A 22,628-nucleotide genomic window follows, 5' to 3' on the forward strand; every position below is an offset into this window, starting at 1 on the left:
TGTGGCCTACTGCAGGAGCGGTTTTGCCAGGGTACCGCGGATCGGCAGCTGGTAGTGGCCGGGGGTGGCAAGGTACTTGGCGAGGAGGGCGAAGACAAGCTTTTGCCGGTCCAGGAACGGGGGCTGCGGCATCAGCTCCAGGGTCAGGTTGAGGGGGGAGGCGCCGGGAGGTGTGACGAGGGGGAAATTCCCCTTGAGGCGGATGTAGAGGTCCGCGCCCTGGAGGGTGAAGCTGTCGAGGGTGGCCCGGCCGGAGCCCATGCGGACCATGCCCCGGACCGTGTCGTAGGTGGCGTCGGGGAGGGGGGTCCCTCCGATTACCACGCCACGCACGTCGGCCCCCTTGACCTCCAGGCGGAGTTGGCCGGATGTCCGGGGCCCCGTCCCCGCGAAGGAGGCGTCCACTGTCAGGAGCCCCTTCATGTCGGCGCCGGCAACGGTCTTGAAAAAGGGGATATCCTCCAGCCGAATCCCCCGGGCTTCGACGGACCCCTTGCCGTCATGGCGGGGGAGGTAGGAGCAGCTGATCCGGCCGGGGCCCACGGCGGCGTTCCCGGTGAGAACCACCTTGCCCGCCAGGAGGGGGAGAAGGGCCAGCCGCGCCGTGATCCGGTCAAATTGCAGAACCGGTCCCTGGTCGGTGGCGATGGTGACACCCCGTGCCGCAATCCCCAGGGGGAAGGCCTTGCCGAAGCGGGCCGCGTGGAAGGTGTATCCCTCTCGCGCCAGGAGCCGCTCCACGATCCCTTCCACCTCCCGGGAGGGGACGAGGATGACCGTAAAGGTGACGGTCATGAGGATGCCGGCGACGATGGCGGCACCCCAGCGGAGGAGGCGGTTAAGGGTCATCGGGCCCCCGGGGCCTGCCGCAGGAGCGCTACGGTGAGGGTCAGGTCGAGGCGGGCGGGGTCATCGAAGCGGGTCCGGAGGAGGGCCTTTTTCACGACCACCGGCCTGGGTCCCTTTTCGAGCCGATGGAGGAGGTTCACCGCCTCGTTGGCCGTGAGCCCCTCGATCTTCACCTCGGCGGCGTCCTCCACAAAGCCTCCCCGTTCCTCCCCCTTCATGGGGGTGATCCGGGTCGATTTCCCCCTGATCCCGGTCTCCTCAACGATCCTGGCGGGGGTTTCATCTCCACGGGTGGCCGCCAGGCGGTTGGTGAGCCGTTGGGAGACCGACCGGGCCTCGCGAACGCTGTTCTTGAGCCCCATCATCTCCACCAGGTCGGCCTCGCGGCGGATCCGTTTCTTTTCCAGGAGGGCGATCCGGTCGTGGAAGGCTGAAAAGGCCACGGCCAGGGCCAGGATGGCCATGAGGGCGTACCCCCAGCGGAGCCGGGTCCGGCTGTCCATGGCCCCGTAGGCGTCGCGGATGCGGTCGAATGCGGTCATTGGCCCCCCTCCTTCATGGTTCCCCGGAGGGCGAACGTGACGGTGCCGTCGGGTCTCGATGTGATCTGGCCCACCTCGGCGGGAGCGAGCATGGCTGCCAGGCGGTTTTTGAAGTCGGTCACGGCCTGGGTCGAGCGGGCGTCCCCCTTGAGCCGCACCTGACCCCCGTCGATCTCCACCTCGTAGAGGCCGATGATGTCGTCCCCCTTGGCAGCGGCGAGCCGGTTCAGGGTCTCCAGCACCTGGCTTTTCCCCCCACCGGCGCCAAGCTTGCGGAGCTCGGCCCGCATCTCGGCCGCCTCGTCAACCCCCTTCTTCCGTCCGGGAAATACCTCGCGATAGATGGCGCCGATGGAGGTGTCGAGGGAGACCAGGTCGCGCTTCACGAGGGTGTAGCGGATGCCAGCGTCGGCGGCCAGGAGCAGAAGGAGGAGTGCCGCAAGGGCCAAGGGGAGGCGGAGCTGGCGCCGCGCCTTTTCCTTCCCCTTTGTCCAGGCCAGGTCTCCGGCGCGGAAATCGACCGCCTCTCCCCGGAGCATGGCCATGGCCAGGCCCCAGGCGCTGCCATGGCGGCGGGCTGCCCCCCCATCGCCGCCGAAGGCTGTGGCAAGACTTCCCTCCACCGGGAGGGGTGAGCCGTTTTCACCTTCTGAAGCACCGAGGTGGTACGTCTGGTCCACGGAGATTCCCTTGCTCATTTCCAGCAGTGCCAGGGTTCGTGCGCAATCCTCCCCCGCCATCAAGGCCCGGAAGAAGAGGGGTTCCCCATCCCGGAAGAGGGCCAGGGCAGAGCCGTCGGTGAGGGCCACGGTCCCTCGGGTTCCCGTCGGAAGAAGTTCGCCCCAGTGGAGGGGGGCCGCGGAGACGACCTCCGGGTCCGCGCCGGCCGAGGCGGCGGCCGCAAGGTGGGCGGCCAGCTCCCGCTTCCTCACCCAGAGGGCGAGGACCTCTCCCCCGGCCAGGGGGAGGCCGGCAAAGGCCAGCTCGTCGGTTTCCAGGGCCGTTTCCCCCCTGAGCTCCAGGGGGAGCACCTCCCGCAGTTTCCGTCGGTCCCGGATGGGAAGCACCATCTCCCGCATGAAGAGGCGAGCCAGGGAGAGGGAAAGGGCAACCCGGCAGTCATTGCCGGCGGGGGCCAGATCCCGCAGGGCCTCGGCCAATTCGCTTTCGGTTGCCGCGGGACGGCTGTCGGCCCCCTGGAAGATGAGTTCGCTGCGGCGTTGCAGGAACCGGCTTGCAACCAGCTCGGAGCCGGTCCATTCGAGAATCTGGTAGATCATCAATACTCTCTCCAGTAGAGGTATGTGGGCTGCATTCCGTCGAGGCCCACCACTGCCTCGATGATCCGGACCGCTTCGCCCACCGTGGCACGGGAGACGAGCCGGTAGGTGGAGCCTTTAACCCCCAGCTGCATGCCGGGTGAGTTGGCGATCCGGTCCATCCCTGGCACTGTGGTGAGCTCTCCGATACTTGCGAAGGGTTTCTGGCGGCGCCGCTCCACGACGGCCCGGGCCAGTTCTTCGGTCATGTCGTCGTGGAGCGTCATGAGGACCTGGAGCGGTGCGGCGTTGATGTCGATGGACCAGTCGGTGCCGTAGACGGTGGCATAGGGGCTCAATCCCTGGACGAGGGCCGGGGAGAGCCCCCAGACGAGCCCCAGCTCCCCGAAGGTCTCGATACGCCCGTCCCGGGGAAGGTATGGGGCGGAGAGCGCTTGGTAATAGGGGGCCTCGGCGCCGTCAGGGCGTGGCTCCTGATCAGCATCGGTCCAGTCGGCCACGGCATCGCTTATCCCTTCGGGGAGCCCCTGGAGCCGCAGCAACCGCCGCCTTGCTTGGTCGTGGAATTCAGAGACGGCGTTCAGGTTGAGCTTGCCGTTCTCCTCCTCGATGGTGACGGAGACCTTCCCCTTTTCGTCTTCCAGTTCCAGGGGGCGCTCCAGGGACTGGAGAAGGGCCGTCGCGTTACCGCCCTGCCTCAGGCTTCGGAGGAGCGCGATCCCCCCCTTGGCGCCGCTCTCGGCCATGAGGCTTGCCTGCTGGAGGTTCACGAAGTTGCGCTGCAGGGACGTATCCACGTAGACCCCGTGGATGAACTCGACTGCCACCGCCACCAGGAGGGCGGTCACCACCAGCGTCAGAACGAGGGCGAACCCCTGCTCTTCCCGGAGATTCTTCATCGCAGCCTCGGCCTGGTTGTGACGGAGAAGTCGGCGCTCTCCTCCCCGTCCCTGACGGTGAGGGTGATCCGTACCCGCTCCGGGAGCTTCGGCGCCAGCTCCGTGTTCCAGCTCCGGACCCACTTGCCGCTGTCGTAGCACTCCACGAGGAACCCCTCGATCTCTTCCATCTGGGGATAGGGGATCGGCTTCATGTTCCCGAAGAGATCCGTGGCCTCCCGGCTGAGGCTGAGGCGCCGCTCCTTCTCCTTCAACCCGTATTTCACCAGGACCAGGTCCGAGGTGGGGCGCTCCTCCGTCGATGGCGGGGCCACGGTCACCAGTTCCAGGGTGGAGGCGGGCTTGCCGAAGACGTCCCGGTCCTCCACCACGAAGCGGAGCCGCTTGTCGTCGGTCCGGTAGAAGGCACCGTCGATCTCACGCCGCAGGAGGTCGAGGGTGCCCCGCAGTTCACGCCGCTGCTCGCTCCCCTCGGCACTTCGTTCCCGGGCCCGCAGCACGGTGAAGTAGCTGGAGTAGAGGGCGCCGGCCACGATGACGAGCAGCAACATCGCCACCAGGACTTCCAGGAGGGTGAAGCCGCTGTTTCCGCGCACGGGTGGAATCATCCTAGGGGGCCAGGTACCGGACAAGGGCAACGCTCCGCTTCTTGTTGTCCCACGACACGGAGAGGGTCATCCGGCGCAGGTTCGCCAGTTCCGTGGGCGCGGCGGTCATCTCCCAGGTGAACTCGGGACGGGCCGGGGCGAAGGTTCCTTCCTTTTTCTCCGGAATCTCCTTTTCCTCCTCCAGTTCCGCCAGCTTCTGCCGCGCCAGGAGGACGGCCACGGTCTCCTGCCGGTCCCGCTCCACGATGGCCAGGTGGTAGTTCACCGCGCCGATGACGGTGAAGACCACGCCGGCCATGATGGCGAGGGCGATCATCACCTCCAGGAGGGTGAACCCCCCTTCGCGGCTGCACGGTGATGGGGGCCGCGGCTTCACTGGGGCTCCTCCACGTATCCCTCGGCAACCGTCACCTTGCCGGAGGGGTAGGCCATGACGGTCATGGCGGCATCCCTCTCCCCCTTCAGGTGGATCACGGTGAAGTCGCCGAGGCCGGCCATGTCGGACCGGAGCACCGCCTCGCCGGACACCACCTTTCCGCCCCGGGGGGTGCTCACGTCGGCCACGGTGACTCCTTCGGCCAGGAGTGGCCTTTCCAGAAAGCTCTCCCCCGGCGACCCCTCCGAGCCGTCGGAGAGAACCCGGGTGACCCGGACCGTGCCGGTGCCGGGCTCAAGCCTCATCCGGTGGGGGGTCTTGCTCGTGATGGAGCGGTCCTGCACGTAGCGGATCGTGGCCGCCAGCTGCCGGGCCGACCGGTTCAACTCCATGGTCTGGCTCACGGTGAGCTTCGGCAGCACCATAACTGCCACCAGCGATAGGAGGGCGATAACCACCAGGAGCTCCATGAGGGTGAAGCCCCGGGGCGAAGGTCGCCTGCTACTGGAGGTTCCAGCTCTCGATGTCGGCATTCTTCCCTTCTCCTCCCTTCACGCCATCGGCGCCGAGGGAGTAGAGGTCGTAGTCGCCGTGTTCGCCTGGCGAGAGGTAGGCGAAGTCGTTCCCCCAGGGGTCCTTGGGGGCCTTCTTGCTCTCCAGGTACCCCTCGGCCTTATAGTTCTTGGGAATCTGCCCCACCGTGGGCTTTTCCACGAGGGCTGCCAGTCCCTGCTCGGTGGAGGGGAAGACGCCGTTATCCAGCTTGTAGAGTTTGAGGGCCGTCTCCAGGTTCTTGATCTGCACCTTGGTGTCGGTGACCTTGGCGTCGTCGGAGCGGCCGATGATCTTCGGCGCCACGAGGGCTGCCAGGAGCGCCAGGATGGCGATGACCACCATGATCTCGATGAGGGTGAAGCCGCGGTTGTTGATGCGTTTCATATCGGGAAAACCTCCTGTCTGCATTATCTGACCAACTGATTCAGTTCGAAGATGGGGAGCAGCACCGCCAGGACCACGAGCCCCACGGCAAGCCCCATGGCGAGGACGAGGAGGGGCTCCAGAAGCGCCATGAGCCCCGAGACGGAGGTGTCGAACTCCCGCTCGAAGGCATTCCCCACCTTAGCCAGCATCTCTTCCAGCTCTCCCCCCTTTTCCCCCACCGCCACCATGTGGACCAGGAGCGGCGGAAAGAGCGAACCCTTGCGCAGCGCCCCCGACAGGTTTCCCCCCTCGGCAAGCTCCGTCGCGATGCCGTGGAGGGCTCCCCGGTAGACCCGGTTCACGAGGACCTGGGCGGTGATCTCCAGGGCCTTGATGACCGGTACGCCGCTGGCCAACAGAAGCCCCAGGACCTTGGCGAAGCGGGAGAGGATCAGGTGCCGGATAAGCCCTCCCACGACGGGAAGCCGCAGGAGCCACCGGTCGCGCCGGAGTCGGAAACCTTCCGTCGTCATGAGGCGGCGGTAGAGGAATGCTGCCCCGGCGGCGAGCCCCAGGAGCGCCCACCAGAAGTGGCGCAGAAAGGCGCTTGTCTTGATGAGGGCGATGGTGATGAAGGGGAGGACCGCCTTGTTGTCCTCGAAGATGGTGACGATCTTGGGGATGACGAAGGTGAGAAGAAAGAGCATAACCCCTCCCCCGACGACTACCATGAGGAGCGGGTAGGCCAGGGACGCCGTCACCTTGCTCCGGATGGCCCGCTGCTCCTCCAGGAAGAGGGCGAGCTTTTCCAGCACCGTTTCGAGGGAGCCGCTCGCCTCGCCGGCCGCCACCATGGCCACGTAGCTCTCGCTGAAGAGCCGCGGCTCCAGGGAGAGGGCCCGGGCCAGACTTGCCCCCTCGGCCAGCCGCTCCCGGATGCGGTCGAGGGCTTTTTTCAACTCACCCGCCCCTTCCTGCTCCCCGAGGGTGGTGACCGCCTCGAAAATCGGCACATGGGAGCCCACAAGGGTTGCCAGCCGCCGCGTCATGAGGGCGATCTCCGCAAGTCCGGTGCGTCCCCCGAAGAGGCGGCGTCCCGATGCCGTTTCCCCCTCGTCGGCCGGGGAGAGTTCCCGGGGGAAAAGCCCGTCCCGCTTGAGCCGCTGGCGGGCCTCCTTGAGGCTTTCCGCTTCCAGGGTGCCGGCGGTGTCGCGGCCTTCGGCCGTATAGGCGCTATACCGAAAGGTCGGCATACTCCTCCTGGGTCACCCGCAGGACCTCCTCGATGGTGGTTATGCCCGCCGCCGCCTTGGCGAGGCCGTCCTCCCGCAGGGTCCGCATCCCCCGGGAGACGGCGTATTCCTTCATGGTCCCCGCTGGTTCCCGTCGGATGATCATGGAGCAGATCTCCCCGTCCACGGGGAGGAGTTCGTAGATGCCGACCCGTCCCCAGGAGCCGAGGCCGAAGCATTTTTCGCACCCCCGTCCCCGAAAGAGGGTGGGGGGGAGGGTCATGCCGGCGTACTCCCGCTCGGGGGTGTAGGGCTCCCGGCAGTGGGGGCAGATGCGGCGCACGAGGCGCTGGGCCAGGATCGCCGACAGGGACGACGCAACCATGAACGGCTCGATCCCCATGTCTACAAGCCGGGCGATTGCCGTGGCCGAGTCGTTTGTATGGAGGGTGGAGAGCACCAGGTGGCCGGTGAGGGAGGCCTGCATGGCGATCTCCGCCGTCTCCGCGTCGCGGATCTCCCCCACCATGACGATGTCAGGGTCCTGGCGCAGGATGGCGCGGAGCCCCTGAGCGAAGGTGAGGTCGATCTTGGGGTTCACCTGGATCTGGCCGATTCCCTTGATCTGGTACTCGATGGGGTCCTCGATGGTGATGATGTTCTTCTCGGGTGAGTTGAGCCGGTTGAGGGACGCGTAGAGGGTGGTGGACTTGCCGCTCCCCGTGGGGCCGGTGACGAGGATGATGCCGCTGGTGCGCTCCAGGAGCCGCTCCATGGCCGCGACCCCCCGCTCTTCCATGCCGATGGCTGCCAGGGAGATGATCCCCTTCTGCTTGTCCAGGAGCCGGAGCACGGTCCGCTCGCCGAAGAAGGTGGGGATGATGGAGACCCGGATGTCCACGTCTCGCCCCGCCACGATGACCCGGATGCGGCCGTCCTGGGGGAGACGCTTCTCGGCGATGTTGAGGCCGGCCATGATCTTCACGCGGGAGACCAGGGCCTCCTGCACCACCTTGGGGGGGGCCAGCTTCTTGTAGAGGATGCCGTCAATCCGGAAGCGGACCTCCAGGTCCCGCTCGTAGGGTTCGATGTGGATGTCGCTGGCGCGCTCCTTCACCGCCTCGGAGAGGATGGAGTTGAGGAGCCGGATGACCGGGGCCTCGTCGGTCAGGTCCAAGAGGTCCTTGGGCTCTGAGAGCTCGGTGGCGATGACGGAGAGGTCCTCCCCCACCAGCTCCTCCACCACGTCCTGGGCGGTGCTCCCAAGCTTTCCGTAGAGGCGGTTCACCGCGTCGAGGACCGCCTTGGGGGGCGCGGCAAGGGTCTCCACCGCCATGCCGTAAACCCCGCGCACCTCGTCAATGGTGGCCAGGTCGGCCGGATTGCCGGCGACCACCACGAGCCTGCCGTCCCTTTCCCGCAGGGGGAGCACGAGACGCCCCCGGGCGAAGGCGAGGGGAAGCCGGGCCAGGAGCGCCAGGTCCGCCTCGCCGTCCTCGATCTCGGCCATGTAGGGAATGCCGAGTCGAGCGGCTATGGATTCCACGCCATGGGTATCGGTCATGGTGCCAGTTTCAGCTCTTGCTGGAGGCTGAAGGGTTCATCCCGCTCCAGGTTCTCCACGAACTTCCCTTTCTGATCCTCGTACACCTCGGTCATTTCCTGGGCACCGCGGATGATTCGCGGTGTCAGGACGATCATCAGGTTGATCTTCTGTCGCTGGGTCGTCTTGGACTTGAAGAGCCACCCCAGGAGCGGGATGTCCCCCAGGAGCGGCACCTTTCTGATGTTGTCTAGGTCCCGGTCCTGGATCAGGCCGCCGATCACCACCGTCTCCATATCCTTAACCACCACCGCGGTCTTGGCCGAGCGTTTTCTGGTGACCAGGTCCGTCGCTTGCCCCTTGTCCTGCTTGACATCGGAGATTTCCTGGTAGATGTCGAGCTTCACGAACTCTCCTTCGCTGATCTGGGGAGTGATCCGGAGGGTTATGCCGGTGTCTTTCCGTTCCACAGACTGCTGGGAGACGCCGCCGGTGGTGAGGTTCGTCTGGGTCAGGAACGGGACGTTCTCACCGACGAAGATCTCCGCCTCCTTGTTGTCGGAGGTCAGGATGGTGGGGGTGGAGAGGACGTTGATGGAGCCGTCGTCGAACATCGCCTTGAGTACTCCGCCGACCTGGACGTTTGTGCCGGTGGCGAAACCCTTCAAGACGGTGAAGAGGAGCTGGGACTGGGGGGTGCTGCCGGCGGCGATGCTGAAGGGGTCGAAGATGCCGGCGGCACCGGTGTTGCCGGTAATGCCGCCGCCGGAGAGAGTCGCTTCGAGGCCGAGCTGCGAGAGCCGGTCGATGGCGACCTCGGCGATGACCGCCTGGACGAAGACCTGGCGGCGCCGCTTGTCCAGCTTCTGGATCACCTGGAGGAGGTTCTGGTAGTCCGCCGGCGAGGCCATGATGACCAGGGAGTTGGTGGCCTTGTCGGGGGTGACGGAGATCTTGCCCCCCTCGAAGGGGGACTGGACGGGGGCGGCTGCTGCTCCCCCCGGTTGGCCAGGAACGGGTGCACCCTTGATAATGCCGTCGAGGACTTTCCCCACCTCGGTGGCATCGGCATTCTCCAGGTAATAGACGTTGATCTTGCTGCTCGTAGTGGGAGGGACCACGTCAATGAGGGCCACCAGTTGCTTGATATCCTCCTTGTCCCGGTCGCTGCCGGAGACGACGAGGGCGTTGAGCCGGCTGTCAGGGATCACGAGCACCCCGGCGGCGGAGGTAACCTGCTGGCCGGCCTGGCCGGGGGTTGCCGGTCGGCCTCCCTTGCCGCCGAGCCATTCGCGGATCACCGTTGCCACGCTATCAGCCGTGGCGTTCTTCAGGAAGATGGTCTCGGCCCCCTCCCGCCTCTGGGAGGAATCGATCTTTGCGAGGATGCTGGTCAGTTTCTGAATGTTCAGTGCCGAGTCCACAACCATGAGCATGTTGTTGGACCCGAAGGCAGCGATGTAGCCGTCCTTGGAGACAATGGGCTGGAGAAAGGTCACCGCATCCTGGGCCGAGATCCGCTCCAGGGGGATGATCCGGGCCACGTAGGCGTCGCTCACGGGCACCCGGTCCTTCTCCGTGAGGAGTCTCATCCCCGACTGCTTTGCCTGGGCCGTGGGGATAATCTTGTAGACCTTCCCCGCCGGCACGACAGTGAATCCCTTCAGTTCCAGCACCGACGTGAAGACGCTGAATGCCTCGTCGGAGGAGAGCTTCGACGGGGAGTAGACGGAGATCTTTCCCTTCACCCGCTCGTCCATGACGAAGTTCTTGCCGGTCAGGTCGCTGATGAACTTGACCATGGTGGCGATGTCCACGTCGCTGAAGTTGAGGACCACCCCCTTGGCCAGGGCCGAAACGGGGGCCAGGAGGGAGAAGAAAAGTGCCGCCGAAGCGAGCCTTGCTGCGATGCGTATGATCACGAATGCCTCCGGATAAAGCGGGGACTGCGGGGTCTCGAAGAGCCCGTCTCTTTCATCAATTAGCGTATGTCGTAGCTGAAGGTTGCCGGCTTCCCGTCCCGCACCAGGTCGAGCTTGATCCGGTTCTGCCCCTTGAGGGAGGCCAGGGACTGGATGGCCCGTTCCGGCGAGTCCACGGGAAGATCGTTGATTTTGTGCAGCACGTCACCATTTTTGATGCCAACCATGGCGAAGACCCCTGACGGTTTCACCTCCGACACCCGGAAACCCTCTACCTTCCCGTCCTTGACGCTGGGCAGGAGCCGGGCGTCAGTCATGGCCTGGCCGATGTTGTCGAGGGCCGCGTTCAGGACGCGCTGGTCGATGACGAAGCTGCCCGCCCCACCCGTAACGGCGGGTGCCTGTGAGGAAGGAGACGGAGGCGACGGTGTTTCTGACGGTGTCGCCAGAGGGGTCATAAATTTGACTCGTTTTCCGCCAGACAGAATCTCGACACTCTCCTTCTGGACACTCACCAGGGGGCCCCGGTCGAAGACCTGGTCGCCGAGTCGGAAAACCCGCTCTTCAGGCGGCATGGTGCGTCTGATCAGGGCAAAGGTTTCCCGGAAGGAGCCACGTACCGTACCGACGAGAACAAGGTCTCCCTGGGCGGATGTTGGGCTGTTTCCCTTGGCGGCCGGTGTTGCTGCTGCGAGAGGTGTCAGTTTTCCTTGGGCGGCCCGCCCGAAGAGCCCCTTTTCGACAATCGGCGCAAATGCTGACAGCCCTTCCGCATGGGCCGGTCTTATGGCGGATGGGGTCAGATTGACGGCTTTTGGGAGAGCATGGGACAAACGGTAGGTCACCAGGGCAGCAGCAATCCGCGCCACTGCCAGGGAGTTGAGGATGAGCAGAAGAGCCGTTATGAGATAAATCTTTTTCATTATGCCTACTTAGCGTCGTCGAAAGTGAGGATCATACTAATCAAGATGTTCTGGGCTGGCAAGAGAAAACACGGCCCTGTCCGGCCGCCGGGAGGCCGCCCATGTTGACAAACAGCTGACCGGTTATTACAGTTAACAGGCAAATTCTATCGTCGGAGGTACCCATGAAGCTGGTTACACTAAGGTTTTTCAAGGAGATCGTTCTCGCCGCCTGCCTCGCGGTGCTGGCGGTGGGAGAATCCCCCGCAAAGATTCTTGCACCGGATTTCGTAACGCTCGCTGACAAGCTCAAGCCTACCGTCGTCAACATCAGTAGTACGAAGACTTCGGCGCCTCAGCACCGTATGCGGCGCCAGCCTTCCCCTTTCCCTGACCCCTTCCAGGATTTTTTCGAGCGTTTCTTGGAGGAAATGCCCCGCCGTCCCCAGCGTGAACGGAGCCTCGGATCGGGCTTCATCATCAGCGACCAGGGGTTCATCCTTACCAATAATCATGTCATTGCCGGCGCTGACGAGATAAAGGTCCGCCTCTCCGACGGCCGTGAATTCAAGGCGGAGATCAAGGGGACGGACGAGAAGCTCGACTTGGCTTTAATCAAGATTGATGCCAAAGAGAATCTCCCCGTGGCGGAGCTTGGCGACAGTGCCCAGATCAAGGTTGGTGAGTGGGTAATGGCCATCGGAAACCCCTTTGGCCTGGCCCAGACCGTAACTGCCGGCATTGTCAGCGCAACCGGGCGTGTTATCGGCAGTGGCCCCTATGATGATTTCATCCAGACCGACGCCTCCATCAACCCGGGCAACTCGGGCGGCCCCCTCTTCAGCGCCGAGGGGAAGGTAATCGGCATCAACACCGCCATCGTGGCCGGCGGGCAGGGGATCGGCTTTGCCATTCCGGTCAATATGGCCAAGGACATTCTTCCCCAGCTCGAGGAGAAGGGAAAGGTGACCAGGGGGTGGCTCGGTGTCACGATGCAGCCCATGTCGCCGGAACTGGCCAGGTCGTTCGGTCTCGAAGGCGACAAGGGCGCCCTCGTTGCCGACGTGGTCAAGGACGGGCCGGCCGCCAAGGCGGGGCTCAAGGGGGGCGATATAATCCTTGAGTTCGATGGAAGTAAGATCAACGAAATGACCGAGCTTCCGCGGCTTGTGGCCGCCACCCCGGTCGGGAAGGCCGTAACGGTGAAAGCTCTCCGGGATGGTAAAGCCCGGGAGTTCACCGTCACCGTAGGACGGCTTGCCGATGGGGGCGACGAGGGTGCCCAGGGAGCCGCTGCCGACCTGCTCGGTATCTCCGTCCGGGAGTTGACCAAGGACCTCGCTGCTAAAATGGGACTCAAGGAAGCCCAGGGGGTGGTTGTCGCCAGTGTCAAGTCGGGAAGCATCGCGGATGAGGGAGGGCTCCTTCCTGGTGACATAATACGCGAGATCGATGGCACAGTCATTGCTTCCATTCAGGATTACGAAAAGATCATCAAAGGATACAAGAAAGGGGACGTAGTCCGTTTCCTGCTGCGTCGGGGCGATGGCAACTACTTCCTCGCCCTGCGGATTGAATGATTTCTGCCAGCATTGCCACGGGGTGTGATCCGCGCGATTGCACCCTTTTTTTGTCCAAGGAGGAAATGTCATGCATGTTACAACCGCTACGGGCGATGCCCTGGTCCATCCCAGTCCAGTGCTCGTGCTTGGCTGCTTTGAGGAACGATTCGCTGACGATCCTCTCATGGGGGCCATCGACGAAAAACTACAAGGGGGAGCATCGAGCATTTGGGAAAGCAACGAGTTTGCGGGTAAACTCAACAAATCAAAGCTGATTCATACGTTTGGCCGTCTCCCTGCAGAACGGATCCTCCTCGTGGGGCTCGGCAAGAGGGAGGAGCTTACCGCTGAACGGGTGCGTCAGGCTGCGGGAACCGCGGTAAAGGCAGTCCGAGCAACCGGAGTGCCGCGTTTCACATCTCTGCTGCATCGGGCAGCCGCCGGTGTGGAACGGTCCCTGGAGGCCACGGTCGACGGCTATCTTCTCGGCAGTTATTCTTTTGATCACTACAAGACCAAGAAGAGCGACGAGGCTGCAATGGAGGAGGTGGTCCTCCTCGTGGCTGACGACACGGAACGGGAGAAAGCGGTTCGTGTCGCCGAAGAGCGCGTGACGATTTGCGAAGCCGTCACCTTTGCCCGCGATCTGGTCTCCCAGCCGGGCAATGTCGCGACTCCCGCGTATCTCGCCGATCAGGCAATAGCCCTGGCAGGCCGCCTCGGCATCACCTGCCGGGTCCTGGAGCGCGAGGAAATGGAGCGGCTCTCCATGGAGGGGATCCTATCCGTTGCCAAGGGGTCCCACAATCCTCCCCGCTTCATCGTTTTTGAGTATCTGGCTGGGGACCCGAAGAAGCGTCCGGTGGTCCTTGTCGGCAAGGGAGTCACCTTTGACTCGGGAGGGATATCGCTCAAGCCCCGGGAAGGCATGGAGCGCATGAAGGACGACATGGCGGGAGCAGCGGCGGTCATGGGGACCCTCAGGGCTGTCGCCGGCCTCCGGTTGCCGGTCAACCTTGTGGGGCTTATTCCCGTTGCCGAGAACATGCCGGGGGGAGGAGCGTACAAGCCGGGGGATGTGGTCCGCACCATGTCAGGTCAAACGGTTGAGATAGTCAACACCGATGCCGAAGGGAGAATGCTTCTCTGCGACGCTCTCCACTATGCCCAGCGCTACCGCCCCGCTGCGCTGATCGACCTGGCGACCCTGACCGGAGCCTGCCTTGTGGCCCTTGGCACCGTTGCCACCGGGGTCATGGGCAACGATCCGGCGCTTATCCGCGCCCTCACGGGAGCTGGCGAGGCTACCGGCGAACGGCTCTGGGAGCTCCCTGTGTGGGAGGAATTCGGTGAGATCATGAAAAGTGACATCGCCGACATGAAGAACGCCGGTGGGGCCCATGCCGGCACCATTTCCGCGGCATGGTTTCTCCAGCGCTATGTCGGAAAGACCAAATGGGCCCATCTCGACATCGCGGGAACTGCCTGGGAAGACAAGGGTAAACCCTACCTCCCCAAAGGGGCGACCGGTGTAGGAGTCAGGCTTCTTGTGGAGTACCTGCAAAGAACGTTTTGTTGAGTGCGATAGGAGAGGTTGGGACGAAAAAAGGGTGTGTCCGTGGGGACACACCCTTTTTTCGCTTGAAGCGGGAACCGCTCTTGATTACTTCGCGACGGTTTCGGCGATCTTGATCGCAACGTCCTTGTAGGGGTTGGCGAACAGGATGATGAGGCATACAACGAGAACGTAGATGGCCAGGGACTCGATCATGGCCAGACCGATCATCATGGTGGTCAGGATTTTGCCAGAAGCGCCCGGGTTGCGTGAAACGCCTTCAACAGCGCTCTTTACCGCAAGACCTTGGCCGATACCGGTACCAAACGCACCGATCGCCATACCGAAACCAGCAGCCAGCATACACATCGTAAGAAATTCCATCTTTTACTACCTCCCTTTTCTGTGTTGTCTCCTAAATAGTATAGGATTGGATTATCAGTGAGCCTCTTCGAGAGAACCCTGAATATAGATCATGGCGAGCAGCATGAAAACGAACGCCTGGATGAACGAAACGAGCACACCCATCAGCATCATCGGCAGCGGCACAAGGAACGGCGCCAGGGCGAAGAAAATCATGAGCACGAGTTCGTGGCCGTTCATGTTGCCAAAAAGACGCAGCGAGAGAGAAAGGGGACGACTCAGGTGGCCGATGATCTCAATGAAGAACATCAGCGGCGCCAGCCACCAGATGGGGCCCATAAAGTGCTGCAGGTAGTGGAATCCGTGTTTCTTGATGCCGACCACGTGGGTGGAAAGGAATACGATGATGGCGCAGGCGGCGGTCGTATTCAGGTTTGCGGTCGGAGGGAAGAAGCCGGGGATGAGGCCGATCAGGTTCGAGACGAGAACGAAGAGGGCCAGAGTGGCAATGAGCGGAAAGTAGGGTCTTCCCTTCTCTCCCATGGTCTCCTCGACCATGTTCTCTATGCCTCCGACCACCACTTCCATGAAGTTTTGCATGCCGGTGGGGACGGCTTTGAGCGCCTTGGTGGCGATAAGCGAGACAATGAGCAGAAACACGATAATGAGCCACGTGTACGCTATGGCATCAGCGCCCGCCTCCGAGATGTGGAGCGGTTCGAGGAGCTTTCTGAAGAACTGCAGGAACAGCAGCGGATGGACCATGAGTTACTCTCCTTTATCAAGCAACATATAGAGCGAAAGTCCCATTATGACGACCACAAGTACCGACAGGCCAATGATGAGGCCGATAATGTCGATTTGGGTGTGGACGATGAGCAGATAGAGTGTAAGTGCGACCAGAGCAAGCCGGAGCAGATAGCGAAACTGGGCGAAATTGCTTGCCTGCCGTGGCTGAAGATTAAGAACGCGTCTCAGCGTGTTTTTCAACCAGTAGAAATTACCAATCGCGAGGATCCCGCCGGCAAGGATGCCGGCCGCAAAACTTCCCGACCCAAACACATATCCAGCTAGGGAAAGGATAACTACAAGGATCCAGCTGCCGGTTGTAACGGCGACAAAGAGCCTATCCTCGTTTATTGTTGTCCTCCCCATCTTTTCGTATTTCCCTGCCGGCAATGATGTATATGTTCCTGAAACCGGCTGCGATGCCAAAAAACAGAAAGATGAAGAAGAACCAGGGGTGTGTGCCGAGCCACTTGTCGAGTTGTCTTCCGATGACAACGCCGATGATAATCGCCAGCGCCATCGAAATGCCCATGCTGGAAACGAGACCGACGGTCTTTATGATGCTCCGCTTTTCTTCGTCCATGGGCCAACGTGTGGTAGAGTGAAGCACGAAAACTTAAGCTATTTACCACAGCCTCTGTGATGGTGTCAATGACAATTCAGTATTGTGCCTACAGTTTCTTGAAGCACTTGTAGGCAGCAGCGATAGTCTTTTCGATGTCTTCATCGGAGTGGGCACTGGAGACGAAGGCGGTTTCGAACTGAGATGGCGCCAGGTAGATGCCTTCTTCCAGCATGGCACGGAAGAAGGTAGCGAACGCCTTGGTGTCGCATGTGGCGGCCGAGGTCCAGTCATGAACCTCCCCGTTCGTGAAGAAGGAGCAGAACATGCTTCCAACGCGCGTCGAGTAGATGGGATAGCCGGCGCGCCGTGCTGCATCGGCAATTCCATCTCCCAGTATTCGGCTCTTCTCCTCAAGGCGGGAGTAGAATCCCTCTGTCTGGAGAAGTTTCAGGGTTTCAATGCCGGCGGTCATGGCGAGCGGATTGCCCGAGAGGGTCCCCGCTTGATAGACCCCGCCGGAGGGGGAAAGCTGTTTCATGATTTCCTGTTTGCCGCCAAAGGCGCCGACGGGGAGACCGCCGCCGATGATCTTGCCCAGAGTAGTCATGTCGGGTGTTACCCCATAGCGTTCCTGGGCGCCGCCATAAGCGACGCGGAAGCCCGTCATGACTTCGTCAAAGATGAGAATAATCCCATTATTGGTGCAGGTCTCGCGAAGTCCTTCGAGAAAGCCTGCGCAGGGGGGTACTGTGCCCATGTTGCCGGCGATCGGTTCAACGATGATGCAGGCCACTTCCCCGGAGTTGGCGGCGATGAGTTCCTTTACCGACTCAAGATCGTTGAACGTTGCGGTGAGGGTGTGTTGTGCGAAGTCCTTCGGCACGCCCGGAGAGTCGGGAACCCCGAACGTTGCAGCACCCGAACCCGCCTTGACGAGAAGGGAATCGGCGTGACCGTGGTAACATCCCGAGAATTTGATGATTTTGTCACGCCCGGTGAATCCCCTCGCCAGCCGAATGGCGCTCATGGTCGCCTCGGTGCCTGAGCTGACCATTCGGACCATTTCAATGGAAGGCACCGCCGCTACAACCATCTCTGCCAGAGTAATTTCTAGTTCGGTTGGTGCGCCGAAGCTGCTGCCGCTTTCAAGGGCACGCTGTACCGACAAAACGATTTGGGGGTGACAGTGCCCGAGGATCATTGGTCCCCATGACCCAACGTAATCTATATAAGAATTGTCGTCGGCGTCGACAATTCTGCTGCCAGAAGCTTTTTTAATGAAAATAGGCTCAGCGCCGACTGATTTGAATGCTCGCACGGGGCTGTTTACTCCGCCGGGGATTATCACCTGGGCCTTGGCAAAGAGTTCTTTTGAGTGGCATGTGTTCATGTGGAAGGGTCCCCCCAGTGTGTCGAATTTGTCTGAAAAATCCAGGTGTTATTTACACGAACTCCATAAGTGTGTCAAGAGCCAAAAGGTGTGGGTAGAGCGTGCGGGGTGACGTAAATATGGCAGGAATTCAGTGAATTATGGCGCTAGTATTAGAACTTTTTTTTCTTGACAAAGTTTTTCAAATGGCATAAGTTCCCACCAAATTGTATACAGTATACGCACGCAAGAAACGCGGTTTTAGGCGCGGTCTGCGTCGCCGGCTGGCAAGGCGAATGGCAAATAAACGCAACATTAATCGAAACTGGAGGGAAGACATATGCTTGGCGCCTATCTCCCGATAATTGTTCTGGTGGCAATAGCAGCTGTATTTGGTCTCGGTGCGCTGACCTTTTCGTCGCTTATCGGGCCGAAGAAGCCGAGCGCTGTCAAGCTCGCCCCCTATGAATGTGGCTGCGAGCCAGTGGGGTCGGCCCGAGAGAGGTTCTCTGTCAAGTTCTACATTATTGCCATGCTCTTTATCCTGTTCGATATTGAAGCGGTTTTTCTTTATCCGTGGTCGGTAATCTTTAAGAGGTTGGGGATGTTTGGCGTGATGGAGATGGGAGTCTTTATTGTCATTCTCTTTGTTGGTTACATCTATGTCTGGAAAAAAGGAGCCTTGGAATGGGAGTAGATCAGCCGTTGGGAGAAAACTTCATTACCGCGTCCCTGGACGGTCTCGTCAACTGGGCGAGGAAGTCCTCCATTTGGCCGATGACCTTCGGTCTAGCCTGTTGTGCCATCGAGATGATGGCCACCGGGGCATCCCATAATGACTTGGACCGCTTCGGTATTATTTTCCGTGCTTCGCCAAGGCAGTCCGATTGCATTATTATTGCCGGAACCGTTACCAAGAAGATGTTGCCGATGATTGAAACTGTCTATGAGCAAATGCCGGAACCCAAATGGGTGGTTGCCATGGGGGCCTGTGCCTGCTCGGGCGGAGTCTTTGATACATACAGTGTTGTGCAGGGGATCGATACGGCGCTTCCGGTGGATGTATATATTCCGGGCTGTCCGCCCCGGCCTGAGGCGTTGCTCTATGGTCTTCTCAAGCTTCAGGACAAGATCATGAAGGACAAGAACTCCTTCGGTTCTACTATCGGCCTTGGCCAACGACTTGAGTCGGCGGCGTGACCATATCAACTAGGTAAGGGGAGCCAACGGTTATGGCTGAAACTAATCGCGCAGTAATAAAGCTCAGGGAGAAATTCGCGGCTTCCGTGCTGGATGTAAAAGAGTTTCGCGGAGAGGTGACGGTCACAGTGACGCGGGAGAACATATTGGAAATATGTAACTTCCTCAAGTCGTCGCTCGCGTATAACCTCTGTACTGACGTAACCGCTGTGGACTATCTGGGGAAGCAGGAACCTCGTTTCATGATGGTCTATAACCTCTACTCAATCCCCAATAAAGACCGTCTCAGGGTCAAGGCGGGGGTTCCGGAGGCCGACTGTACCATTGATACGGTGTCCGGTGTCTGGAAATCGGCCAACTGGCTGGAGCGTGAGGTTTACGATCTGATGGGTGTTACGTTCAATAATCACCCCGATTTGCGTCGCATCCTGATGACCGACGACTGGGTTGGTCATCCGCTCCGGAAAGATTATCCGGTGCAGGGGCCTGACCGCGAGCCCTACAAGGGGCGGTTGTCATAGTTGGTCGGTTCAGTCGAACGAAATTAACCTACTTCTAGAGAGAAGGATACAGAGGCGCGCAATGGCTAGTACTGAGATCATGACAGTCAACATGGGACCGCAGCATCCGAGTACCCACGGCGTTCTGCGGTTGGTGGTCGAACTTGACGGCGAAATCATCCAGAAAATTACGCCGCATATCGGGTATCTGCATCGTGGTGTGGAGAAGCTTTCCGAGCATCGGACGTACCACCAGACGATTCCCTTGACCGACCGTCTCGACTACTTGGCACCAATGAGTAACAACCTTGGTTATGTGCTGGCTGTGGAGAAGCTCTTGGATATTGAGGTGCCAGAGCGTGCTCAGGCCATACGAGTAATCCTGACAGAGCTTACTCGTCTAAAATCTCACCTCGTCTGGATCGCATGTCACGCACTTGATATTGGCGCCATGACAGTGTTCATCTACGCTTTCCGTGAGCGTGAGATGGTGATGAGCCTCTACGAAAAGATCTCAGGCGCCCGGATGACAAGCAACTACTTCCGTATAGGCGGGCTCTCTACGGATGTCTATGATGGGTTCGAAAGAGACGTGCGGGAAATCATAGACACGTTCCCTGGTCATTTTGATACCTATGAGGGGCTGCTCACAAAGAATACCATCTGGCTCAACCGTACTGTCGGCAATGGCGTGATATCTGCCGAGGATGCCATCGACTATGGTATTACCGGCCCTGCTCTTCGTGGGTCGGGTGTTGATTGGGATCTTCGTCGCGACAATCCCTACAGCGGCTACGAGAAGTACCAGTTCAAGGTTCCGGTAGGAGAGAAGTGTGACACCTTCGATCGTTACAAGGTAAGACTCGTCGAGATGCGCGAGGCGGTCAATATCATCCGTCAGGCCCTTGATTCGCTCAAGCCTGGTCCGGTGTTGGCGGATTCGCCCCAGGTGACCTATCCGCCCAAGGAAAATGTCTACAATACCATTGAGGGGCTTATTCACCACTTCAAGATAGCCAGCGAAGGTTTTCCTGCTCCTGAAGGGGAGGTATACCAAGGGGTGGAGAACCCCAAGGGAGAACTTGGCTACTATATCGTCAGTGACGGCGGGAACAAGCCGTACCGGATGCGGATAAGACCACCTTCATTCGTCAATCTTGGGGCCATAGAAAAGATGGCAAAGGGCTCTATGCTTGCAGACCTGGTTGCCGTCATCGGTACCCTGGACATCGTGCTTGGTGAAATCGACCGGTAATGCCACCGCGATAAAGGAGAGGGAGTAATGAGCAACGCTCCGGCCGAAGCGACAAATGTCGAAGAAACGCCTGCTGAGGAAATAGATCTCGGGCCAGCCAATCATATTATTGACAAGTACCTGACCCTTCCGGGCAATCTCATGCCGGTGCTTCAGGGTATTCAGGACGAGTATGGCTTCGTGCCAAAACCGACCATCGATCTGGTGGCTGATCGTCTCAATGTCTATCCCAGTCAGATATTCGGTGTTCTGACGTTTTATGCACAGTTTCATCTCAAGCCTCGCGGTCGTTTCATAATCAGGGTCTGTGTTGGAACCGCATGCCATGTCCAAGGTGCTCCGAGGATTGTGGAGACCTTCTTTGATAAGTTGGGGATTGGGCATGCTGAAACATCTCCCGACCTTCGTTACACCTTCGAGAAGGTTGCTTGCCTTGGTGCTTGCGGAATGGCGCCTTTGGCGATGGTCAACGATGACACCTTCGGCAAGATGACCGTGCAAAAGATTGAAGAAATCATTGCTGATTATAACCAGCGGCCGATGAAATAGGACCGATCCAACCATTCACATCAGAGGATACGATATGGGCGAAGCTATAAAGATTCTGATTTGTCAGGGGACTGGCGGTGTATCGGCCGGAGCAAAAAAGGTCGAGGCGGAATTCACCCGGATCATCTCCGAAAAAGGTGTTAACGCTGTTGTTGGCAAACGCTGTGATGTCATTAAGACAGGCTGCCGCGGGCTTTGCGCCAATGACGTCCTCGTCGACATTGTTGACTCTGAGCTTGGTCGTGTTACGTACGATTTTGTGATGCCTGAAGAGGTAGCGCAGATCGTTGAAGAGCACATCATCAATCGTACCCCGATGGAGAAGCGTAAGGCAAAGCCCTACTACAACACCTTCGTTGATGCTCAGATGCGGGTGGTCATGACCGGCTGCGGTCAAATCGACCCTGAAAGTCTGGATGCCTATCTTGAAGAGGATGGTTTCAAGGCCATCGAGAAATGCGTCAAGGAGATGAACCCGGCTTCGGTCATCGAAGAGGTCAAGAAATCGGGGCTCCGTGGTCGAGGGGGGGGCGGTTTCCCCACCGGGATGAAGTGGTCCTTTTGCGCAGCTACGCCAGGTAAACTCAAATATCTGATCTGTAACGCCGACGAAGGGGACCCCGGGGCCTTCATGGACCGTTCGATTCTCGAAGGTGACCCCTACTGCATCATCGAAGGGATGATGATCGCGGCCTATGCCATCGGTTGCACGAAGGGTTATGTATATGTTCGGGCAGAGTATCCGCTGGCCATTGAGCGTCTGCAGAAGGCTCTTGATGTGTGCCGTGAGAAGGGTTATCTCGGGCATAACATTCAAGGATGGGGTTTTGACTTTGACTTGATCATCAAAAAGGGTGCTGGTGCCTTTGTTTGCGGCGAGGAGACGGCGCTCATGGCTTCCATCGAGGGCGAGCGCGGCATGCCCCGCCCCCGGCCACCATTCCCCGCCGTTAAAGGCCTCTGGGCTAAGCCGACCAACATCAACAACGTGGAGACGTTTGCCAACGTTCGTCACATTATCAACAAGGGGGCTGAATGGTATGCCTCCCTCGGAACAGACACCACAAAGGGGACCAAGATCTTCGCCGTTACCGGCAAGGTGAAGCACACAGGTCTTGTCGAAGTGCCGGCAGGCATGACGGTCCGTGACGTTATCTACAACGTTTGCGGTGGGATTGCCAATAACCGCAAGTTCAAGGCGGTTCAGGCTGGCGGCCCTTCGGGCGGTTGTATCCCTTCCGAGGTTCTTGATACGCCCGTTGATTACGATTCGCTCATAAAAGCTGGCGCCATGATGGGATCGGGTGGTCTGGTCGTCATGGATGAGACCACGTGCATGGTCGACGTAGCACGCTTCTTCCTGTCCTTCACCAGGATGGAGTCCTGTGGGAAATGCGTTCCCTGCCGCATCGGACTCAAGGTGATGCTCGATATTCTCGAGAAAATCACAGAGGGGCGTGGACAGGAGGGGGATATAGAGACTCTTCTTGAGATGGGAGCAACCATCAAGAAGGCGTCCCTCTGCGGCCTCGGGCAAACAGCACCGAACCCCATTCTCTCCACCATTCGCTATTTCCGGCACGAGTACGAGGCTCACGTAACGGATAAGCGTTGCCCGTCCAACTGTTGTAAGGAGTTGCTCCTGTGGCAGGTGATTGAAGATAAGTGTGTCAAGTGCGGCGCGTGTCTTAAGGCGTGCCCGTCTGATGCAATCATCTGGGAGAAGGGGCAGATTGCATTCCTGGATAAAGAGAAGTGCACCAAGTGCAAGTCGTGTTATGACGCCTGCCGGTTCATGGCGATTGAGTAACTGCTCGACGAGCTAACTTCCGAGGTTATACAGAGGT

The 22,628-nt window shown here is 60.2% G+C and carries 25 protein-coding genes; 8 read left to right on the forward strand and 17 right to left on the reverse strand.

The window, feature by feature from the left end:
- Nucleotides 1–6: 6 nt before the first annotated feature.
- Genes gspN through RCH91_RS09205 form a run of 12 tightly spaced genes read right to left on the reverse strand, consistent with a single transcriptional unit; the run spans nucleotide 7 to nucleotide 11,095 of the window.
- On the reverse strand, nucleotides 7–849 hold the full coding sequence (gene gspN, locus RCH91_RS09150) for a type II secretion system protein GspN (RefSeq protein ID WP_306534356.1): 843 nt from the start codon (nucleotides 847–849) through the stop codon (nucleotides 7–9).
- On the reverse strand, nucleotides 846–1,391 hold the full coding sequence (locus RCH91_RS09155) for a hypothetical protein (RefSeq protein ID WP_306534358.1): 546 nt from the start codon (nucleotides 1,389–1,391) through the stop codon (nucleotides 846–848). Before RCH91_RS09155 ends, gspN begins: the two co-directional genes overlap by 4 nt.
- Nucleotides 1,388–2,671 carry a type II secretion system protein GspL gene (gene gspL / locus RCH91_RS09160; protein WP_306534360.1) on the reverse strand — a complete coding sequence of 428 codons (1,284 nt, stop codon included), beginning with the start codon at nucleotides 2,669–2,671 and terminating at the stop codon, nucleotides 1,388–1,390. Before gspL ends, RCH91_RS09155 begins: the two co-directional genes overlap by 4 nt.
- Nucleotides 2,671–3,570, reverse strand: a complete 900-nt coding sequence (gspK, locus tag RCH91_RS09165; RefSeq protein WP_306534362.1) for a type II secretion system minor pseudopilin GspK — start codon at nucleotides 3,568–3,570, stop codon at nucleotides 2,671–2,673. The genes gspL and gspK overlap by 1 nt, the downstream gene beginning before the upstream one ends.
- Entirely contained in the window at nucleotides 3,567–4,178 is a 612-nt protein-coding gene (locus tag RCH91_RS09170) for a type II secretion system protein GspJ (protein WP_306534478.1), read from the reverse strand. Before RCH91_RS09170 ends, gspK begins: the two co-directional genes overlap by 4 nt.
- Nucleotide 4,179: 1 nt before the next feature.
- Nucleotides 4,180–4,554 carry a type II secretion system minor pseudopilin GspI gene (gene gspI / locus RCH91_RS09175; RefSeq protein ID WP_306534364.1) on the reverse strand — a complete coding sequence of 125 codons (375 nt, stop codon included), beginning with the start codon at nucleotides 4,552–4,554 and terminating at the stop codon, nucleotides 4,180–4,182.
- Nucleotides 4,551–5,087, reverse strand: a complete 537-nt coding sequence (locus RCH91_RS09180) for a Tfp pilus assembly protein FimT/FimU (protein WP_306534366.1) — start codon at nucleotides 5,085–5,087, stop codon at nucleotides 4,551–4,553. The genes gspI and RCH91_RS09180 overlap by 4 nt, the downstream gene beginning before the upstream one ends.
- Nucleotides 5,056–5,493, reverse strand: coding sequence for a type II secretion system major pseudopilin GspG (gene gspG, locus RCH91_RS09185; RefSeq protein WP_306534368.1), 438 nt, complete (start codon nucleotides 5,491–5,493; stop codon nucleotides 5,056–5,058). The genes RCH91_RS09180 and gspG overlap by 32 nt, the downstream gene beginning before the upstream one ends.
- A 23-nt stretch (nucleotides 5,494–5,516) precedes the next feature.
- Nucleotides 5,517–6,728, reverse strand: a complete 1,212-nt coding sequence (gene gspF, locus RCH91_RS09190; RefSeq protein WP_306534370.1) for a type II secretion system inner membrane protein GspF — start codon at nucleotides 6,726–6,728, stop codon at nucleotides 5,517–5,519.
- A complete protein-coding gene (gspE, locus tag RCH91_RS09195) occupies nucleotides 6,709–8,271 on the reverse strand; it encodes a type II secretion system ATPase GspE (protein WP_306534372.1) in 1,563 nt (520 codons plus the stop codon). The genes gspF and gspE overlap by 20 nt, the downstream gene beginning before the upstream one ends.
- On the reverse strand, nucleotides 8,268–10,172 hold the full coding sequence (gene gspD / locus RCH91_RS09200) for a type II secretion system secretin GspD (RefSeq protein WP_306534374.1): 1,905 nt from the start codon (nucleotides 10,170–10,172) through the stop codon (nucleotides 8,268–8,270). The genes gspE and gspD overlap by 4 nt, the downstream gene beginning before the upstream one ends.
- Nucleotides 10,173–10,231: 59 nt before the next feature.
- Nucleotides 10,232–11,095, reverse strand: coding sequence for a type II secretion system protein N (locus RCH91_RS09205; RefSeq protein WP_306534376.1), 864 nt, complete (start codon nucleotides 11,093–11,095; stop codon nucleotides 10,232–10,234).
- A 164-nt stretch (nucleotides 11,096–11,259) separates the two neighbouring features.
- Between RCH91_RS09205 and RCH91_RS09210 the strand changes: the two genes are divergently transcribed.
- The gene (locus tag RCH91_RS09210) at nucleotides 11,260–12,654 is read left to right on the forward strand and encodes a DegQ family serine endoprotease (RefSeq protein WP_306534378.1); all 1,395 of its coding nucleotides are present in this window, start codon (nucleotides 11,260–11,262) and stop codon (nucleotides 12,652–12,654) included.
- Between the two features lie 70 nt (nucleotides 12,655–12,724).
- The gene (locus RCH91_RS09215; RefSeq protein ID WP_306534380.1) at nucleotides 12,725–14,215 is read left to right on the forward strand and encodes a leucyl aminopeptidase; all 1,491 of its coding nucleotides are present in this window, start codon (nucleotides 12,725–12,727) and stop codon (nucleotides 14,213–14,215) included.
- An 84-nt stretch (nucleotides 14,216–14,299) separates the two neighbouring features.
- On the opposite strand, the gene atpE is transcribed toward RCH91_RS09215, so the two are convergent.
- The 5 genes from atpE to hemL form a co-directional block, all read right to left on the reverse strand.
- Nucleotides 14,300–14,575: an ATP synthase F0 subunit C gene (gene atpE / locus RCH91_RS09220; RefSeq protein ID WP_298267138.1), complete on the reverse strand. Its 276-nt coding sequence runs from the start codon at nucleotides 14,573–14,575 to the stop codon at nucleotides 14,300–14,302.
- A 54-nt stretch (nucleotides 14,576–14,629) separates the two neighbouring features.
- Nucleotides 14,630–15,319, reverse strand: coding sequence for a F0F1 ATP synthase subunit A (locus tag RCH91_RS09225; RefSeq protein WP_004512585.1), 690 nt, complete (start codon nucleotides 15,317–15,319; stop codon nucleotides 14,630–14,632).
- A gap of 3 nt (nucleotides 15,320–15,322) precedes the next feature.
- Entirely contained in the window at nucleotides 15,323–15,709 is a 387-nt protein-coding gene (locus RCH91_RS09230) for an ATP synthase subunit I (protein ID WP_306534385.1), read from the reverse strand.
- On the reverse strand, nucleotides 15,681–15,926 hold the full coding sequence (locus RCH91_RS09235) for an AtpZ/AtpI family protein (protein ID WP_306534387.1): 246 nt from the start codon (nucleotides 15,924–15,926) through the stop codon (nucleotides 15,681–15,683). The genes RCH91_RS09230 and RCH91_RS09235 overlap by 29 nt, the downstream gene beginning before the upstream one ends.
- A gap of 88 nt (nucleotides 15,927–16,014) precedes the next feature.
- Nucleotides 16,015–17,298, reverse strand: coding sequence for a glutamate-1-semialdehyde 2,1-aminomutase (gene hemL / locus RCH91_RS09240; RefSeq protein WP_306534389.1), 1,284 nt, complete (start codon nucleotides 17,296–17,298; stop codon nucleotides 16,015–16,017).
- A 319-nt stretch (nucleotides 17,299–17,617) separates the two neighbouring features.
- On the opposite strand from hemL, the gene RCH91_RS09245 reads away from it, so the two are divergent.
- The 6 genes from RCH91_RS09245 to nuoF all read left to right on the forward strand — a co-directional run bounded on the left by RCH91_RS09245 (nucleotide 17,618) and on the right by nuoF (nucleotide 22,591).
- On the forward strand, nucleotides 17,618–17,974 hold the full coding sequence (locus tag RCH91_RS09245; protein ID WP_306534391.1) for an NADH-quinone oxidoreductase subunit A: 357 nt from the start codon (nucleotides 17,618–17,620) through the stop codon (nucleotides 17,972–17,974).
- Nucleotides 17,965–18,477, forward strand: a complete 513-nt coding sequence (locus RCH91_RS09250; RefSeq protein WP_306534393.1) for an NADH-quinone oxidoreductase subunit B family protein — start codon at nucleotides 17,965–17,967, stop codon at nucleotides 18,475–18,477. Before RCH91_RS09245 ends, RCH91_RS09250 begins: the two co-directional genes overlap by 10 nt.
- Nucleotides 18,478–18,509: 32 nt before the next feature.
- Entirely contained in the window at nucleotides 18,510–18,998 is a 489-nt protein-coding gene (locus RCH91_RS09255) for an NADH-quinone oxidoreductase subunit C (RefSeq protein ID WP_306534395.1), read from the forward strand.
- A 61-nt stretch (nucleotides 18,999–19,059) separates the two neighbouring features.
- Nucleotides 19,060–20,232, forward strand: a complete 1,173-nt coding sequence (gene nuoD, locus RCH91_RS09260) for an NADH dehydrogenase (quinone) subunit D (RefSeq protein ID WP_306534397.1) — start codon at nucleotides 19,060–19,062, stop codon at nucleotides 20,230–20,232.
- A 27-nt stretch (nucleotides 20,233–20,259) separates the two neighbouring features.
- Nucleotides 20,260–20,781, forward strand: a complete 522-nt coding sequence (locus RCH91_RS09265; protein ID WP_306534399.1) for an NAD(P)H-dependent oxidoreductase subunit E — start codon at nucleotides 20,260–20,262, stop codon at nucleotides 20,779–20,781.
- 34 nt (nucleotides 20,782–20,815) lie between these two features.
- Nucleotides 20,816–22,591: an NADH-quinone oxidoreductase subunit NuoF gene (gene nuoF, locus RCH91_RS09270; RefSeq protein WP_306534401.1), complete on the forward strand. Its 1,776-nt coding sequence runs from the start codon at nucleotides 20,816–20,818 to the stop codon at nucleotides 22,589–22,591.
- Nucleotides 22,592–22,628 lie beyond the last annotated feature (37 nt).

Source organism: Geobacter sp. (genome assembly GCF_030834625.1).
Classification (GTDB): Bacteria; Desulfobacterota; Desulfuromonadia; order Geobacterales; family Geobacteraceae; genus Geobacter.

Excerpts from the sequence above, each read along its gene's own strand:
- RCH91_RS09255 (WP_306534395.1), top strand. The coding sequence starts at position 18,510 with ATGGCTGAAACTAATCGCGCAGTAATAAAGCTCAGGGAGAAATTCGCG.
- RCH91_RS09180 (WP_306534366.1), bottom strand. The coding sequence starts at position 5,087 with ATGCCGACATCGAGAGCTGGAACCTCCAGTAGCAGGCGACCTTCGCCC.
- RCH91_RS09250 (WP_306534393.1), top strand. The coding sequence starts at position 17,965 with ATGGGAGTAGATCAGCCGTTGGGAGAAAACTTCATTACCGCGTCCCTG.
- RCH91_RS09155 (WP_306534358.1), bottom strand. The coding sequence starts at position 1,391 with ATGACCGCATTCGACCGCATCCGCGACGCCTACGGGGCCATGGACAGC.
- gspN (WP_306534356.1), bottom strand. The coding sequence starts at position 849 with ATGACCCTTAACCGCCTCCTCCGCTGGGGTGCCGCCATCGTCGCCGGC.
- nuoD (WP_306534397.1), top strand. The coding sequence starts at position 19,060 with ATGGCTAGTACTGAGATCATGACAGTCAACATGGGACCGCAGCATCCG.
- gspK (WP_306534362.1), bottom strand. The coding sequence starts at position 3,570 with ATGAAGAATCTCCGGGAAGAGCAGGGGTTCGCCCTCGTTCTGACGCTG.
- RCH91_RS09230 (WP_306534385.1), bottom strand. The coding sequence starts at position 15,709 with ATGGGGAGGACAACAATAAACGAGGATAGGCTCTTTGTCGCCGTTACA.
- hemL (WP_306534389.1), bottom strand. The coding sequence starts at position 17,298 with ATGAACACATGCCACTCAAAAGAACTCTTTGCCAAGGCCCAGGTGATA.
- RCH91_RS09265 (WP_306534399.1), top strand. The coding sequence starts at position 20,260 with ATGAGCAACGCTCCGGCCGAAGCGACAAATGTCGAAGAAACGCCTGCT.
- gspG (WP_306534368.1), bottom strand. The coding sequence starts at position 5,493 with ATGAAACGCATCAACAACCGCGGCTTCACCCTCATCGAGATCATGGTG.
- gspF (WP_306534370.1), bottom strand. The coding sequence starts at position 6,728 with ATGCCGACCTTTCGGTATAGCGCCTATACGGCCGAAGGCCGCGACACC.
- nuoF (WP_306534401.1), top strand. The coding sequence starts at position 20,816 with ATGGGCGAAGCTATAAAGATTCTGATTTGTCAGGGGACTGGCGGTGTA.
- atpE (WP_298267138.1), bottom strand. The coding sequence starts at position 14,575 with ATGGAATTTCTTACGATGTGTATGCTGGCTGCTGGTTTCGGTATGGCG.
- RCH91_RS09205 (WP_306534376.1), bottom strand. The coding sequence starts at position 11,095 with ATGAAAAAGATTTATCTCATAACGGCTCTTCTGCTCATCCTCAACTCC.
- RCH91_RS09210 (WP_306534378.1), top strand. The coding sequence starts at position 11,260 with ATGAAGCTGGTTACACTAAGGTTTTTCAAGGAGATCGTTCTCGCCGCC.
- RCH91_RS09225 (WP_004512585.1), bottom strand. The coding sequence starts at position 15,319 with ATGGTCCATCCGCTGCTGTTCCTGCAGTTCTTCAGAAAGCTCCTCGAA.
- RCH91_RS09245 (WP_306534391.1), top strand. The coding sequence starts at position 17,618 with ATGCTTGGCGCCTATCTCCCGATAATTGTTCTGGTGGCAATAGCAGCT.
- RCH91_RS09170 (WP_306534478.1), bottom strand. The coding sequence starts at position 4,178 with ATGATTCCACCCGTGCGCGGAAACAGCGGCTTCACCCTCCTGGAAGTC.
- RCH91_RS09235 (WP_306534387.1), bottom strand. The coding sequence starts at position 15,926 with ATGGACGAAGAAAAGCGGAGCATCATAAAGACCGTCGGTCTCGTTTCC.
- gspL (WP_306534360.1), bottom strand. The coding sequence starts at position 2,671 with ATGATCTACCAGATTCTCGAATGGACCGGCTCCGAGCTGGTTGCAAGC.
- RCH91_RS09215 (WP_306534380.1), top strand. The coding sequence starts at position 12,725 with ATGCATGTTACAACCGCTACGGGCGATGCCCTGGTCCATCCCAGTCCA.
- gspE (WP_306534372.1), bottom strand. The coding sequence starts at position 8,271 with ATGACCGATACCCATGGCGTGGAATCCATAGCCGCTCGACTCGGCATT.